Source organism: Bacillus sp. 9.4, from assembly GCF_055486415.1.
In genome coordinates, this window is the sequence record NZ_JBVFMU010000003.1 from 532,392 (window position 1) to 549,288 (window position 16,897).

Consider the following 16,897-nt stretch of genomic DNA (forward strand, 5'->3'; position numbering starts at 1 on the left):
TCCTTTGACTCTAACAATCTTTTAATAGCTTGATAGAGTTGTTCCCGGATAGTAAAAACTTAAAATTGTTGTATAAGATTGTCCGGCAGCTGCTCTGGCATTGGCTCCGTACTGACTCATGCCTATGCCGTGTCCGTATCCTTTACCGCTAATGAGAAAGGCGTTTGTATTGCTTGAGACAGAAGCATATGTACTCTTCATATTGGAAGCGCCAAGCATCGTTCTCAGCTCTGTTGCAGGTACAGTAATTGTTGCTGTTTTTTCACTGAGGCTTCCATTTGACAGGATATAGCCATTTGATTTTTCTTTCACGAAATATGAGAATGTGACGCTTGCTGTTTCCGGCCGCTGACCGGCAGTTTTCTCCGTGCTGAATTTCACACTGGATATTTTCGTGATTTTGATAGACTCGGCATTGCTGTATTTATTTTTAATAAACCAGCTTTTCAAACCGCTCAAATATGATGAGTTTGTTTCATTTTTAGAGCTCCACCATGAACCCGGGCTTTTCAGATTCAGACTGCTCTTATCAAGCTGGGTTTTATTTAAAGACAGAGACCAGCTGATTTGCGGGTCGTACGTATCTTTTTTGGCGATTAAATAAGGAAGCTGGCTGCTCCACACCTCACCGCTCGCTTCTGTGTAGCCGCCGTTGCTTGAGGAATACGTAGCTGAAATCAAATTCCCATTGTATTTCAAAACTTTTCCTTTTGTAGCTTCGACCACTTCTGAAGTTTTTGAATTCCAGTCATATCCGCCATATACCTGAAAAGCGGTGGTGTCTTGTACTTCTTTTCCGGCCGAACTGATGGAATAAGTTCTCGCTGCGACAGCTTGGGCTTTAAGCGCTTCTTTCTGCCAGCTGGCCGGCATTTCATGAGGAACAACACCCTTTAAATAATCTTCAAAGGGGATATTCACATTGATTGGCCGAACATATTTGCCTGACTCTATTGTAAATTTCATGTTTCCGAGATATGGCGTTCCGTTCAAACTGATAGAATTTGTAGTTGCATATTTTTTAGGCTGTGCTGTAAAAGACGTTCCAAGCGACTTGATTGCAGTACTGTTTTTATAAAGCACTAGGTTTCCGCCGGTTAACTTGACTGTATATCCAGTTCCTGCAAAAGTATCTGCCAGTTTGTTCTTTAGCGTATCACTGATGGAAATGCTTCCTCCAAGCAGCGCAAATGACTGAGTTCCTTTTGACGCTACTACATCAGCGACTGGTGACGGCAGGCTGCCTGATTCAACCAGCAGTAAAGGGCTTCCCTGCTTTGCTGCAAGCACAGATCCCGTTAATGCATCCGCGAATGTTTGGCCGTTTGACATAAATACCTTTGTTGCTTTCATATTTAATTCTTTAACGATATTGGCAGATACCTCATATCGTGAAACGCCGCCAATCCGTTTCACAGTTGCCTTCTTTTTTAATGCAGCTTCCACACCAGTGCTGACACTCAACGGACCGCCGACAATTGTAACCTTGCTTGGAATTTTGTAATCACTGCGGATGTTATTGTCTCCCGCAAGTAAAATCGGATAACCGTTCATTGCAGCATATGGCGCGATTGACAGGGCATCCGTAAAGACCATGCCTGTGGCCACTACTGCCTGGCTGTAATTCCCCATCCGATCGGCTATGTTTTTAGAAACCTCGTAACGGGTTGCTCCGCCAATCCGATCGATAGAACCATATTTTTTTAATGTATTTTCTACATTTTTAGAAACACTGATTGTCCCGCCAATGATGAGAATATTGTCAGGATTTAATTTTGCAATTTCGCTTTCTGTTTTTGGTGTTAGCGAATCTGCGTCTGTTAATAAAATCGGTGCATCGTACTTTTTGGCAAGCGGGGTTGCTGAGAGCGCATCGGCAAAAGCGTCCCGATTTACAATGACCACAGTCGTTGGATTTGTCCATCCGGCAGAGGCGACATTATTGGCAACATCAAAACGGGTTGCTCCTCCATATCGCTCCGTATCCGCAATTCTTGAGCCGGAAATTTCATATCCGCCTGTGATATCGACATCCAAACTTGATTTGCTGCCTACATAATTACTCAGCTTAACCGAAATGGTTTTATCTGCGGCTTTCGCAGTCTGCATAAACGCCGGACATGCTACAGCCGCCGCAGTGACTGACGATAGAAGCAAGAGCTTCATTTTTTTCAAAACATGGAACCCCCTAAGAGTTTTTTATTACTTTGTCTCAAGATCCTTAAGCATTAAAGCGCCATTTGAATCTTTTGTATATTTAACAACAACTTTTTGCCCTTCTGAAATGCTGTTCATTTTGTCCTGAAGGTCTGAACCAACCTGAATCGACGTCTCTTTATCATCAATAGTGACTGCAATTGTATGGCTGTCCGCCAAACCGGCAAAAGTGCCTTCCTTCGTTACTGTCTCTTCTGCAGTTGCATCCTGGCTGTCTGAATTTGTTTCTGCTCCTGATGAGTTCTGAGCTGTGCCGCACGCAGACAAAAGAAGCAGCATTGAGAACATTAAAATAGCAATTTTTTTCATTCCTATATCACCTCTCCACTTTTTATCGACAATTTTAAGCTTATTTTAAGATTTCTTTCAAAACAACGAAAAATTTTTGCGGATTTTCTTAAAATACCGAAACATTTGTTACAAGGAGCCGTCTATTGTAAAGAATCAGACAAATTTTAGTTGTTTTCAAATATTAAGAAACTTATAATCGTACTAGATTACAAAAAAGCGAGGACTTTATTATGAGAGCTGAAAAAAGAAAGAAAAAAAGAAAGGCATTACTTGTCATTTTAGCCATTGTGGCCGTATTTGTACTCGGAACTGGCGGCTATGCATACTACTTATGGCATAAAGCAGCATCAACCGTGGCAAGTATTCATGAAAGCATTGATAAATCGAAAAAGAGGGATAAAGAGGTCAGTATCAATAAAAAAGATCCTTTTTCCGTCTTAATCATGGGTGTGGATGAACGCGACGGCGATAAGGGCCGTGCCGATACGCTCATTTATATGACCGTTAACCCAAAAACGAATACAACCGACATGGTCAGCATTCCGCGTGACACGTATACAAAAATTATCGGAAAAGGCACAATGGATAAAATCAACCATTCATACGCTTTCGGCGGCACGCAGATGACGGTAGACACTGTTGAGAACTTCCTCGATGTTCCGGTTGATTATTTTGTGAAAGTGAACATGGAAAGCTTTAGAGACGTTGTTGATACACTTGGCGGCATTACAGTTAACAGCACATTCGCGTTTAGTTATGACGGTTATTCGTTCGGCAAAGGAGAAATCACGCTGAACGGAAAAGAAGCGCTCGCTTATACCCGGATGAGAAAAGAAGATCCGAGAGGCGACTTCGGACGCCAGGACCGCCAGCGCCAAGTCATCCAAGGTATTATTAATAAAGGCGCTAATATTTCTTCCATCACGAAATTCGGAGATATGTTTAAAGTTGTTGAAGATAATGTGAAAACGAACTTGACCTTCGATAACATGTGGGATATCCAGTCCGATTACAAAGGTGCGCGGAAACATATTAAACAGCACGAACTAAAAGGTACAGGCACGAAAATCAATGGAATTTACTACTACCAAGCTGATGAAAGCGCCCTTTCCGATATTACAAAAGAGCTGAAGGAAAGCCTCGAAAAGTAAAACAAAAAAGAAGCTTCGCACAATGTGCAAAGCTTCTTTTTTATTTGCCTGTAAATGAATCCGGTTGTTCTTTCCGATACCCGTAATGAAACAGCAATTCTTCCACAATCCGGCGAGAAGCCTCTCCATCTCCATACGGATTAGAAGCCTGGGACATTTTCTTGTACTCATCATGATCAGTTAACAGCTGTTTTGCCAACTGATAAATGTTTTCCTCATCCGTACCTGCAAGTTTCAGCGTTCCCGCTTCCACTCCTTCAGGCCGTTCCGTCGTATCACGTAGAACAAGCACTGGTTTCCCGAGAGATGGGGCTTCCTCCTGCACGCCGCCCGAATCTGTCAATATAAAATGCGATTTCGCTGCAAAGTTATGGAAATCAATCACCTCTAAAGGTTCAATCAGATGCACTCTGTCAGAATCACCAAAATGCTTCTGAGCCGCTTCCCGGACAACTGGATTCAGGTGCACAGGGTAAACGACTTGTACATCTTCAAATTCCCCTACAATTCTGCGGATGGCCTTGAACATATTTTCCATTGGCTCGCCCAAATTTTCCCGGCGGTGAGCCGTCAAGAGAATCATTTTATCCTCACCCACCTGCTCGAGAACAGGATGTGAGTAACCATCCCTAACCGTTGTGTTGAGTGCGTCAATCGCTGTATTGCCCGTTACAAAAATAGAGTCGGCCTTTTTGTTTTCTTTTAATAAATTGTCTTTCGCCTGGCCTGTCGGAGCAAAATGCAAATCAGCAATCGCCCCTGTCATCTGTCGATTGAGCTCTTCCGGAAACGGGGAATACTTATTCCTTGTACGGAGCCCCGCCTCCACATGACCGACAGCAATTTGATGGTAAAAAGCGGCTAGGCTTCCGGCAAACGTCGTCGTTGTATCACCATGGACAAGCACAATATCGGGTTTGATATCTTTAAACAACTCATCCAATTTTACAAGTGCGTTAGACGTAATCTCTGCCAGTGTCTGCCGCTCCTTCATAATGTTCAAATCGAAGTCAGGCATGATATGAAACGCATCTAACACCTGATCGAGCATCTGTCTGTGCTGTGCAGTTACCGTTACATAGGAATCTATTTCAGGATATTTTTTCAATTCAAGCACAAGCGGTGCCATCTTGATCGCTTCAGGCCTGGTCCCGAAAACGGTCATAACTTTTAGTTTTTTCATATTTGTCACCTGGTTTCTTTGTTTAACGGGCTGTTAGATAGAATTTCGATTGGTCCGATTGTATAAATAGATCTACTTTCTTCTTTATTTTAAAGCACCATAGCTTTTTTTCAATATTTTTACTGCAAAAGTACACACTGACATCCTTTTTCGGAACCAATGTGGTTTTATAAGAATTAATGGATAAAACAATATTGGTGTTTTGTAAATAAGCCGGAGCAAACTTTTGCTGAACGAGATTCCGATCAACCTGTATCACTGTCCCATCAGCTGAACTGATTTGATTTTTTATTGGTATTAAAAACTCTTGGTTATTGCATTCGAGCAATAATAAAGATTGCTTCGGGAAAAACAATTGGCTTCCAGGAAATACGAACGTTAAATGCTGGTCCGAATCATTATCTCTGAATTCGACTTTCAGAACTTCCTGCTTTCTGATATCCACCGACAAATTATCATAGGTTTTAGTAAAGTACGGCCGTGCGCTGAAAGCATATTCCCCGTTATTCCCAATATATTTAGCATGTTTTGAATAAGGATACGGTTCTCTGCTGCTGCCAATTCGGACGCGTTTTTTATAGCCGTCTATCCCCGATTCAATAAAGAAATCCCACACACCAATATCTTCTTCATGAATAGCCAAATCAGTAAACTTCGTGAGAAATTCAAATTCTCCGTCCTTGGAATACACTGGAGAAATGATTTTTTCAGTTTTTCTATCACGGTGCACCCAAATGCCGTATAAAGTTTGCATAGCTTGATGCTCTGGTTGTAAAGCCGTGTGGGTAACCGACCCTCTTAATGTGAAAGTGTTGTCCTTCATTTGAAATTCGCTCACGTAATGACTGATTTTGTTTCTGTCATCAACAATCCGTTCATTCTCTGCCAAATGATATGAGATAAGGCTGGGATAGTTTGCTATGATATGACCATTTTTAACTGACGTATATTGGGCCATATTTTCTTTATCAGCTTCAAACTGCTTTAAGCCCTTTAGGTCATTATGGCGTACAAAGTGTAATTTTAACCGCGTATGAGAATGAACAAGTTTATCAATTTCCCGTGGTATATTTTGTTCAACAAAATGATGCAGCTCTGTCATCCATGTTTGCTGCTCCCGTTCGTCCTCGATTGTTACGGTAAAGTCCGTTGTTCTGGAAAAATCAAAATGACGATTCAAAAATTTCGCCATAAACTTCATTTTGCGATTATGTGAAAGACGGCTATTACGAATCATATCTATGATTACCTTCATTGCGCCATAGTAGCTTTGGGGCGCAACGTATGCAAACGTCATATGCTCGCCGTCATGCTGTACAGCATAGTAATAATCATAATCGGCCAAGACAGAAATTTTGTCCGCTTCTAAATAAGCCTGCATGACAAATACCTGATCCTCTGTAGCCTGTATATTAGAGGGGAAATATATGTCATGCATTCTAAGCAGTGAAACTTTAAAAAGTTTTGTGGGTCCTATTGAGTAAACAAGCGGAGATTTTACAAGATCCGCCTCAGGTTTCGTTTCCTTAAAAATAGCTTGCGGGACCGATCTGCCGTTTACACCGACCATTTTCCCAAGCACAATATCTGAATCATGCTGTTTTGCAAATTGATACATTCTCTCGAACGCTTCGATTCCTAAATAATCATCGGAATCAATAAAAAAAATGTATTCACCGTTCGCAGCACGTATCGCTTGGTTTCGCGGCTCCCCCGGCCCTCCCGAATTTTTTTCTCGTTCTATAATCGTTATATTAGAATACTGTTCACTGTACTTTTTTAATATTGAAACCGTGCCATCCTGTGAACAATCATCTACACAAATAATTTCGTACTCATTATTCGGCATGGTTTGTTGAACCAGACTATCCAGGCAGCGGGAGATAAAATGTTCTGAGTTGTATGTGGGTACTGCTGCAGTGATTTTCACCATGACACCTCTATCCTTATCCGCTTCTATTTCATTCGCAAAAGCTCATATAATGAACAAAAATGGTGCAAAAACGTACTATTTCGTTATTTCAAATACTTCTTCCCATCTTTCAAATAATCGGGCTTCACTATATTCAGTATCCATTAAGTTCTTTGCGTTTTTTCCATATTGAATGGCTCTCTCAGGGTTGTCGTACAAATAAATGATACTTTCAGCAAGCATGTCAATATTATCAGGTTCTACAAGCATTCCCGTTTCGTGTTCTTTTATGAGCTCCCTCGGGCTGTATTTCACATCAAAACTGATAACAGGGGTTGCGCACGAAAACGATTCACAAATCGCGAGACTAAACCCCTCAAATTTTGATGTTAATAATGTAGCAAGCGCCTGCTGATAAAATGGAGCGGGATTTGCGACATACCCTTTTAAATGTACATTATCTAACTTAAGATCATCGATCAATTGCTGGTATTCCTCATAGCTGGGACCGCTGCCATATATATTCAGGACAATATCCGGCCGGGATTTTTTTACGATTCCCATTGCTTTTATGACCTTATCGATCCCTTTTTCCTCATGATATCTGGCCACCATGACAAACTCGTTTTTCTTTTTTTCATACGTTTGTAATTTTTCAAGCCTTCTTGGTGCATGAGGAATAACAAAAATATTATTGTTCGACTCAAAATCCTTCATGATATCTTCTTTTTGTTCATTCGTTAATACGATCAGCCCGTCATAATCCTTAATATGCTCCATCGCATATTGATGATTGTTTCGAACTTTGCTGCCTAACGTATAAGGATAATCTAAATGATTTGAGTGAACACAGTAAAATCGTTTTGCCAATCCTGCACGCATTTCATTTACTTTTGAAGCACTTCCGACTCCATCACAGATGATAATAGGGTCCTTTTCTTTCTCACATAACGTTTCAAGCCAATGTGTATGAAACTGGTGCTTGTTTTTGAAAAATACAGCTTCCTTTTCATCACGGCCAAACAGCATAACTCCTTGACTGGCTCCTGTTTTAAAATGGTGCCATTCTGTTAAATAACAAAAACCGTCGGGTGCTGTGTAGTGAATTTGATTGATTTTTCCGCTTCTTGTATCGAAAATCACAGTTTTATTTACATAACCGCCATGAAAGAATTCTCGCTTTGTCATTTGCATATTTTCATTGAAATGATCTACATATAAAAGATTATCCGACTCATCCCATTTTTTCTTTTTTATATATAAGCCATTCTTGAAGTATTCCGTTTCTAATTTTTCCTCATTATGATACGCAGCATATGGTTCTTCAAAGCGATTACGATTTTGATCATAGTAACTTTGTTGCACTTCCCCAATTTTTATATGCTTATGCTGATTTTTATAGTCATCATAAATATTGAGGATATTTACATCAGCATGCAGCCTTCCAGCGCTCTTCAGCACTTGCTCAATTTGATCATAATTTTCTTTATAATCAAGTGTAACCAAATCGATTTTATGGCCGCGCTCCGCAAATGTAAAAGATCTTGACATCATAGAGCTTGTAATGCCGCCTTTTTCAATGTCTATTTCATATATAAGTGAAAAGATCCTTCTCATCTTCAAGCTCCTTCTTCTGGCAAAACCTTGTCTGCTATTTTTTTACAAACAGCCGTTTCATTAATTTTCTCCGAAATCCCTCGGCAGTCTGAACACGCAAATAATTATTTTCTTTTTCTAAAGTAACTTGCCAGCCTGAAATACTTTGTTCTGATAATGGAATTTCCTTTGAATCGGTTATTCGCACACCTGATGCAAAGAAGCTATTATCCCACTCGGAACAGAGATACAATTCAATGGTGGACAACTGATCTAATACAGAGTGAACACGAAGTGTACCGCTTACGGTAAATATTAGTTCTTCCTCGCTGTTTACTTTTGCGTTAAACGTGCTTTCAGTGCCGCTCTTTTTATTTTTTAACTTCCAATACATTTTATGGCGGCCAACAGAATGGGGAGGAATGCAGCCTTTAAATTCAATCTTGGCTGACAAATATAAATCGGATTTTGATTGCCATTCTGCCATTAACAGCTCAACATTCATATCCTTCAATTGATTATTAAATGGCACCTGATCTATTAGTTTGTCCACAAAACGCTTGCGGGTAAACGGCTCTTCAGAAACGTAATAAATATTTGTGCGAGGCCCCGTATTTTTAATTATGTCATGATATCTCTTCAAGGAAGGAACCACAAAAGCATTAAGGTGGCCTATTTCCTTTTCAGGGTTTTCCAACATCTCATTCGTCTCTATAAAACCTAGATACATGGAAGAATATTCAACTGAAAGAGATTTTAATGTAGTATATAACTCAACTTCAGAAGTCATAAATAAATAATCCGCTTCCTTTATCAAGCGGCTCAGAAAATAACGGGCAAGTTCATTTTCTGAATACAATACACTGACTATATTCTCTTTTTCGTCAAAAATGACAATTTTTTCAGTTGTTCCATCATTCTTATACCATTTTGTCATATAACAAGTGCCATCTGCCCTTAAATAAAGATGCTGCTTCGGTTTGTTAGTGTCCAGATCCATGTACATTAAGCTGTGTACATATCCAGACAAATCATATTCTTCCCTTTTAAATCTTTGCCTGCTTTCATTAAAGTAATCAATGACAGCAAGTTCTCCTGATGCTGTAAACCTTTGATATTTAATATAACGTCCATTATTGTAATAACGATAAATTGGCTTATTTGGTTCTTGAATATATGTTAAACCGTCTTGTTCAATCGGATGCTTGATTTTATCTTTCTGAGGTTCAGAACCTTTAAAGTAGCTGTACATATTAATAACAGCAGTATCTTTAAAAGAAGAAGGCCCATTGGGCTCATGATGTAAAGTGACAATTTCCATTGGATAATTCCAATCGATCGTATTGATACTAAACTTTTTTGCAGCATTCAGCTCTTGACAAACAAATGCTAATTTTGGAGTAGAAACCTTAATCGTCATCATCTATTTATTACCTTTCGAATAAATTCGTACAGTCACATTTTCAGAACTACATTATATCACTTTTGCTGAGCAGGCTCTAGAGATGAAGAAGCTGTTATGTTTCTTGAAATACCGGATCAGGTGAAACTGTTTTATCTATCAATTAATGATATTTTTTTGTATTTCCTCGACCCCAAAGTCACTGAATTGACTCTTGTTTAATATTGGTTTTTCTTATATGATTAAATGTGTTTAACAGAATGAAAATAGGGTATTGATGAGAAAAGAAACTCAAACATTTTAAATACTCAGCATTCAAAAGAGTGACCCTAAATCTGTTCTTAAGGAAGGTGCTTTGAAATTGAAAAAAGTACGTAAAGCCATAATCCCTGCCGCAGGTCTCGGAACGAGATTCTTGCCGGCTACGAAAGCAATGCCGAAAGAAATGCTTCCTATCGTTGATAAACCTACCATTCAATACATAATTGAAGAAGCTGTTGAAGCCGGTATTGAAGATATTATTATCGTAACAGGAAAAAGCAAGCGTGCGATTGAGGATCATTTTGATTACTCTCCTGAGCTTGAAAGAAACCTAGAAGAAAAAGGAAAAACTGAGCTGCTTGAAAAAGTGAAAAAGGCTTCTAACCTGGCTGACATTCACTATATCCGCCAAAAAGAACCTAAAGGTCTCGGACATGCTGTCTGGTGCGCGCGCAACTTTATCGGCGATGAGCCGTTTGCGGTACTGCTTGGAGACGATATTGTTCAGGCTGACACACCAGGGTTGCGCCAATTAATGGATGAATATGAAAAAACACTTTCTTCTATTATCGGTGTTCAGCAGGTGCCTGAAGAAGAAACACACCGCTACGGCATTATTGACCCGCTGACAAGTGAAGGCCGCCGTTATCAGGTGAAAAACTTCGTTGAAAAACCGCCTAAAGGCACAGCACCTTCTAATCTTGCCATCTTAGGCCGTTACGTATTCACGCCTGAGATCTTCATGTATTTAGAAGAGCAGCAGGTTGGCGCCGGCGGAGAAATTCAGCTCACAGACGCCATTCAAAAACTGAATGAAATTCAAAGAGTGTTTGCTTACGACTTTGAAGGCAAGCGTTATGATGTTGGTGAAAAGCTCGGCTTTATCACAACAACTCTAGAATTTGCGATGCAAGATAAAGAGCTTCGCGATCAGCTCGTTCCATTTATGGAAGGTTTACTAAACAAAGAAGAAATCTAAACAAAAAGGCTATTGGACATTCATCCAATAGCCTTTTTTTATTTCAACATCAAAGTCAGTGTATGCTCTTCATTATCAACTGCAAAAACCTGATCATCTGTATTCACAAGAAAACGCTTCTTGCTGCTGTCATACAATACATCGCTATCACTTAAGGATAGTGACGCCGGGTTGATAGGAGAACTGTTATGAAAAATAAGCTCTGTTACTTTATCATTCTCCACCACATAGCTGATTTTTTCATAATCAAAATCTAACGTTTTTCTGCCGTCAGCTGTATCTCCTTCAGTATATCCATTCAATTTCGATTGAATGCTGGTTCTGTTGTCTCCCAGGAATTTCAGAAAGTATTCATAGGAAGATGCTGCGTTTTGCGAAACATAAGGTGTAAAGGCAGCGGCATGCAATTTAGCAGGTTTCATATTAGTTGCAACACCGCTCTTTTTCACAAAATAAGACTGTCCGTTAAACTTTATTTTCGCTGCTTGTTTGCCTTTTGCAGCTACTGTCACCTCGGTACCGAATGGCAGTGTAACGTCAGCCTTCTGTTTCAAACCCTGATCCTTATAAGCAGCCGCTTTTTCAGCTGCAATAAACCCTTGCTTATTAACTGCGGTTAAGCGTTCCTCTGACTTGCCCTTTGCATCGCCATGATGGTTCTTCACTTCATTTTGCGGAATAGCGCCAAACGAAGCAATTGTACGAAGCGGGGCATTAAAGAACATCGTTCCCGCCATGAAGACAGTCAGGATAGACAAAATAGCAATTTGAATGGCATTAGCCAGTGATTTCGGCTTTTTCTTCTTTTTGCGGAAACGGGCAAACGCTTCAGGATCTTCTTTCTTCCGCTCTTCCGTTTGCTCTTTTTTATATGTCTCTTTTTCTTTTTTCGACAGCTTATTAAACCAGTCAATAAACGCTTTATACTCTTTGACAACCGTTTTTGTTTCATCAAACATACGAAGCTCGCCATAGTGCATCCAAGCAACACGGTCACACATCTTTTCAATCTGACCGATTGAGTGGCTGACAAAGAAAATCGTTTTTCCTTGCTTTTTAAACTCATTTATTCTGTCTACACACTTCTGATAAAACGTTTGGTCCCCCACAGAAAGCGCTTCGTCAATAATTAAAATGTCAGGGTCAATATGCACGGAAATCGCAAAACCGAGACGCGATTTCATCCCGCTGGAATAGTTTTTAACCGGCTGATTAATAAAATCGCCAATCTCGGCAAATTCAACGATGCTGTCATACATATCATCAATTTCTTTATTGGTTAACCCCATCATCAAACACTTGAGCCGGACATTGTCCCGGCCCGTTAATTGGTTATTTAAACCGGCAGCAATCGCAATCAGCGACGGCTGGCCGTTCATTTCAATTTCACCGCTGGTCGGCGGAATAATTTTAGCCAGCAGGTTAGACATGGTTGATTTCCCTGATCCATTTATCCCTACAAAGCCGATTGTCTCTCCCTCATACACGTCAAAGGAGACATTCCGCACAGCAAAAAAACCATTATCCTTAGCCGGAAAAAACAATCCTTTTATCTTGTCCGATTGTTTTTTATACAAATGATATTGCTTTGAAACATTTCGAAACGAAACTTTTAGTTTCATCGTACAATCTCCTTACGTATTAAAGAAAGTCAACAAACTTGTCTCTGAATTTCATATGCAGAATAGAACCCACTAACAATAAAAGGAATGTGAACAGCCAGAAATACAGCGTGTACTTCATGTCTTGGAAAAACCATTTTCCGTCTAAGAAGCTGTTCCTAAATCCATCTATCAAATAATAAATTGGATTCAGCTTAAGCACAGGCAGAAGGTTCGGGTGGTTTTTCCCGAGCTGCTCTGAGATATTCCAAAAAATCGGAAGTAAAAAAAACAATAATCTGGTTACGGCCTGCAGCAGAAATTGATAATCTCTGACAAGCACACTGATTGTAGAGTTAAACAAGCTAAATGAAAACATAAACACAATCATGCAGATTAAATAGTAAATATATTGTATCCAATGCAAGCTAGGATAAATACCGCTTGCTAAAAGGACAATGACATAAACACCCATCATTACAAAATAACTAAATAAATTTGAAGCAATCACGACAGAAGGCAGTGAACTGATCGGAAAATTCATTTTCGCAACCATATTGATCCGTTTAAATACACTGTTTGACCCATCCAGAATCGTCGGGCTAATAAAAAACCACGGGATCAAACCAGCCAGCATCCAAACAATAAAAGGCACTTCTCCAATACCTGTTATGACTGGCTTGCTGTTACGAATCCCCATACCAAATACAAACCAATACGCCAGCATTTGAATGAGAGGATTGAGAAACTGCCATAATACGCCAAGATAATTCATCTGATACTGAGACTTTGTCTCATACGAAGCTAAGCGCAAAATTAAAGGAAACGATGTCACTTGCTCTTTTACGATTCTTACTAATGCATTCATTGTTTATCTTCCTTAGACTTAAATGATTTTTTGGATCTTTCGGTTAAAGAAATTTGAAAGCACCGGTGAATATTGTAACAGATATTAAGTTTTTTTTCACATTTTAGCTGTCTAAATTTAATGTATAGAAAAAGCCGACAGATTTAATCCATCGGTTTTTTCTACAATGTTCTTATCTATTTGCTCTTTTTACAGTGTTTAAGATCGTATTATAGATACGTTCATTATTTTTATCATCTTTAAATTTAAAGATCTTCTTAGAATTCTCTTTAAATTGCTTATCTATTTCAAAGTTTCTATGACATATCTCAATTATGTTATTTACAACAGTTTCTTCATCTGATGCAACTATTCCAATGTCTTCAGATTTAATCTCATTTACTCTGATGGAATGATTATCATAAGGATCAAATTGATAAAAAACAACTGGTTTATTCATAAACAAAAAATCAGCAGAAACAGATGAATAATCTGTAACCAATAAAGAACTTTCTCTAATCAAATCAGATACTATTGCATTATTTTTGGTTAAAATTTCAATCTGTGGATGATCAACATTGAAATTTTTTATATACTTCTGCATTTGATAATGTATATAAAATTTGACTTCAATTCCCTTATCCTCTATCATATTAAGGAACTTCTCATTTTTAAGCAAATTCTGGTAAGAGAGGAAGTACTTAGATTTCAAAAAGTTATGCTTATTCATTTGAACTAAACTTCTTCTCCAGGTCGGCATAACTAAAATCTGGTCTTTATTTGATTTATTTTTTGACAGCCTATCGAACCTCGAAAGACCAGTTACGACAACTTCATCACTATTGTAACCTAGGGTATTAAGTATAATCTCTTTTTCTTTTTCTGAACTGCTAATAACGAGATCTTGATTATATTTCTCTTTATGCAAATAAGGTGAAATGTTATACATAATTAAACCATGTTGCAGACAGATATTATATTTGTTGCTTAAAACTTTTTTATAATACTTGTTATACACCTTTAAAGGCCATGGATACAAACCTTCTTGAAATGTCCATGCACTTATATATGCATTAGCTAAAAACATATATAATTTATGTTTAAAACTGGAGTGATAAAGTATATTTCCTAAGCGTTTTACCTTTTCAGCATGCGGGGAACCTTTTTCAATAATATAAAAGATTTTTTTATCTGGATGATTTGTTCTACAATACTCAAAGAAGGCGTATCCATTGTCTTCAGCTTGATCAAATCTCTCTCCGACTAACCATACATCTTTTCTATATAGCAGCTTCACTATATATGTAAAAGAAATAAGAAGATATTTATATAGCATCTGCTTGGTATGGCCGAATTGATACTTTAAGTCTCTCAAAGGCTTCGTTAATTTCCAAGATAACGATTTTTCAAACAACGGAACTCTCGCAAAATAAGATTTATAAGTTCTTGATTGGTTGAACCAATGTCTTTTACTCTTTAACAATTTCATAAACTCTGTTGCTTCATAATAACAATTTTTCTGGATCAATTTAACAAAGGTTCCATAACCTACTTCATTAAAGTTATAAATCTCCTCTACCTTAACAATTTCACTTATCTTTTTTATTGTATCGTACGCATCCCTATGATCTTTATCAAGTAAATTATTCAAAAAAACATTCGTATCTACATAAGACATTAATGTTTCCAATATCAGTTCTCCAAATTCCGTAAGAAATTGCTCATTATTTAAGCTGACGATTTTTTTAAAAGATTGGATATGACATTGATAACTATATTCTATAAATTCATTATCTACAAAACACTCTCCCAAATAATCCATTTCAATATTCTTTGTATCTTGCTCAAAAAAGAATTGAACTAAATTATCACGATTAAAAGTATTTTCTGAGAAGAAACCGGTCTCAACCAAATATTGTTTTGGCATTATCCTCGAAGCAATTATATTTTCATATAAATTGTTATTTAACAATCTATATGCTTTTATTACAGATACCCCATTTATATTCATCTTTTCAGAAAGTCTTTTCAATAAATTTGAATCGTAGCGATATTCAATATTTGAAAGGAATACATACTTTCCTTTACTCAATGAAATATTAAAATTTTTACTACTAATTAAATGTACATTCTCATCTAGATTTTGATCAGCTATATCATTGTCGTCTACAACAAAAAATATCTCCAAGCTATTCCAATTCATACTTTGACCTTTAACAAAATCAATGTATGTTTGCATTAAGTTGTTATCTTGGGTGCCAACAGGAATCAATAATGTAGTTTCAATCACTAACCAATTTCTCCTTAATTTTATATTTCAACTTAGTTGCTTTTATTTTGCTTCTGAAGATTTTAGTTATTCTCCAAGATAGTGAGTTTTTGATGGCTTGCTGCCGCTTAAACATTTTTTGCAATTCTATTCCTGTATTGTACCACCATCTTCTTGAGACGATCATAGAATTGTATTCTAAAGCTTCTAGCAAGAAATTTTTTTCAATCAAACTAAGTAAAGGTTTCTCAATAGAAAAATATTTTCCGGTAATATCAGGGTTAAATCCTTGTACAACAGGTCTAATCATTTCAAATATCTCAAGCCTCTCAGTTACAGACATGTTGTTGAAATCAGGATCACAAATTTTCCACAATAGAGACCTAAAAGCATTTATTTGAAAATAAAAGTATTCTTCTTCATTTAAAAATTCTTTTATTTTTAATGCAGCAGTTACATCATTTTTTAGGGTATTTTTAATATTTTGCTGTGTCAACGATAGATTGTTTGCATCATTTCTTGTCCTATAATAATAAATATACTCAGGTATATAACTGAACTTTTCAGCTTTTGTGAAGAGAGCCATATCATAAATTTTATCTTCCCCATTTCTCATACCCTCTGGAAATAAAATATTATGCTTTTTTAAAAAACTTGTTTTTACTAATTTTAAGTAGACAGCTGTTTTTACTTGAAGGAAAAATGGAACAGTTTCAATATTTACATTATTATAATGCTTATGCATAAAATAATTTTTAAATGTTATATGTTCATGTGTATTTCCAGTTTCATCATTAAAGCTTAGCATTTTGCCCATAACGAAATCTGATTTGTTTTTTTCCATGACCTTATATAATTTTTCATAAGCATCTTTTGGAATGTAATCATCAGGATCCAAAAATATAATATATTCACCTTTAGCTTTATTAATTCCAATATTTCTTGGTTTTCCAGGTGCTCCGCAGTTTTGTTCCAAATGTATTACTCTTATGTTTGTAAACTGCTCCGCATATCGATCTAGAATAGCCGCTGTGCCATCCGTTGAACAATCATTGACTAAAATAACTTCAATTTTCTCAAAACCCAATGTTTGGCCAATTATAGATTGAAGACATTCTTCTACATAGGCTTCCACATTATAAACAGGTAAGACTACACTGATTAATGGATGTTTCAACTTAATTTCTC

General features: G+C 37.5%; 12 protein-coding genes. 2 read left to right on the forward strand and 10 right to left on the reverse strand.

From position 1 onward, the window contains the following. Window positions 1–21: 21 nt before the first annotated feature. Both ACZ07B_RS14725 and ACZ07B_RS14730 read right to left on the reverse strand, forming a co-directional pair. The gene (locus ACZ07B_RS14725; protein ID WP_029946111.1) at window positions 22–2,175 is read right to left on the reverse strand and encodes a SpoIID/LytB domain-containing protein; all 2,154 of its coding nucleotides are present in this window, start codon (window positions 2,173–2,175) and stop codon (window positions 22–24) included. Between the two features lie 27 nt (window positions 2,176–2,202). Further along, window positions 2,203–2,526: a hypothetical protein gene (locus ACZ07B_RS14730; protein WP_015251105.1), complete on the reverse strand. Its 324-nt coding sequence runs from the start codon at window positions 2,524–2,526 to the stop codon at window positions 2,203–2,205. A 212-nt stretch (window positions 2,527–2,738) separates the two neighbouring features. On the opposite strand from ACZ07B_RS14730, the gene tagU reads away from it, so the two are divergent. Then, window positions 2,739–3,659, forward strand: a complete 921-nt coding sequence (gene tagU / locus ACZ07B_RS14735) for a polyisoprenyl-teichoic acid--peptidoglycan teichoic acid transferase TagU (RefSeq protein ID WP_015251104.1) — start codon at window positions 2,739–2,741, stop codon at window positions 3,657–3,659. A gap of 40 nt (window positions 3,660–3,699) precedes the next feature. Here tagU and wecB read toward each other — a convergent pair whose 3' ends face one another. The 4 genes from wecB to ACZ07B_RS14755 form a co-directional block, all read right to left on the reverse strand. Beyond that, the gene (gene wecB / locus ACZ07B_RS14740; RefSeq protein WP_464877357.1) at window positions 3,700–4,842 is read right to left on the reverse strand and encodes a non-hydrolyzing UDP-N-acetylglucosamine 2-epimerase; all 1,143 of its coding nucleotides are present in this window, start codon (window positions 4,840–4,842) and stop codon (window positions 3,700–3,702) included. A 22-nt stretch (window positions 4,843–4,864) separates the two neighbouring features. Then, entirely contained in the window at window positions 4,865–6,775 is a 1,911-nt protein-coding gene (locus ACZ07B_RS14745; RefSeq protein WP_024571906.1) for a glycosyltransferase, read from the reverse strand. A 75-nt stretch (window positions 6,776–6,850) separates the two neighbouring features. Next, complete coding sequence (locus tag ACZ07B_RS14750; protein ID WP_464877358.1) at window positions 6,851–8,371, reverse strand: glycosyltransferase; 1,521 nt, start codon at window positions 8,369–8,371, stop codon at window positions 6,851–6,853. A 34-nt stretch (window positions 8,372–8,405) separates the two neighbouring features. Continuing rightward, on the reverse strand, window positions 8,406–9,773 hold the full coding sequence (locus tag ACZ07B_RS14755; RefSeq protein WP_464877359.1) for a hypothetical protein: 1,368 nt from the start codon (window positions 9,771–9,773) through the stop codon (window positions 8,406–8,408). 340 nt (window positions 9,774–10,113) lie between these two features. Between ACZ07B_RS14755 and galU the strand changes: the two genes are divergently transcribed. Then, a complete protein-coding gene (galU, locus tag ACZ07B_RS14760; protein WP_017695322.1) occupies window positions 10,114–10,992 on the forward strand; it encodes a UTP--glucose-1-phosphate uridylyltransferase GalU in 879 nt (292 codons plus the stop codon). Window positions 10,993–11,030: 38 nt separating this feature from the next. Here the strand turns inward: galU and tagH are convergent, their stop codons facing one another. The 4 genes from tagH to ACZ07B_RS14780 form a co-directional block, all read right to left on the reverse strand. After that, window positions 11,031–12,614: a teichoic acids export ABC transporter ATP-binding subunit TagH gene (gene tagH, locus ACZ07B_RS14765; protein WP_464877360.1), complete on the reverse strand. Its 1,584-nt coding sequence runs from the start codon at window positions 12,612–12,614 to the stop codon at window positions 11,031–11,033. A gap of 19 nt (window positions 12,615–12,633) precedes the next feature. Beyond that, a complete protein-coding gene (tagG, locus tag ACZ07B_RS14770) occupies window positions 12,634–13,461 on the reverse strand; it encodes a teichoic acids export ABC transporter permease subunit TagG (RefSeq protein WP_029318771.1) in 828 nt (275 codons plus the stop codon). 172 nt (window positions 13,462–13,633) lie between these two features. Continuing rightward, the gene (locus ACZ07B_RS14775) at window positions 13,634–15,730 is read right to left on the reverse strand and encodes a CDP-glycerol glycerophosphotransferase family protein (RefSeq protein ID WP_464877361.1); all 2,097 of its coding nucleotides are present in this window, start codon (window positions 15,728–15,730) and stop codon (window positions 13,634–13,636) included. Further along, a complete protein-coding gene (locus ACZ07B_RS14780; protein WP_015483777.1) occupies window positions 15,723–16,886 on the reverse strand; it encodes a glycosyltransferase family 2 protein in 1,164 nt (387 codons plus the stop codon). Before ACZ07B_RS14780 ends, ACZ07B_RS14775 begins: the two co-directional genes overlap by 8 nt. Window positions 16,887–16,897 lie beyond the last annotated feature (11 nt).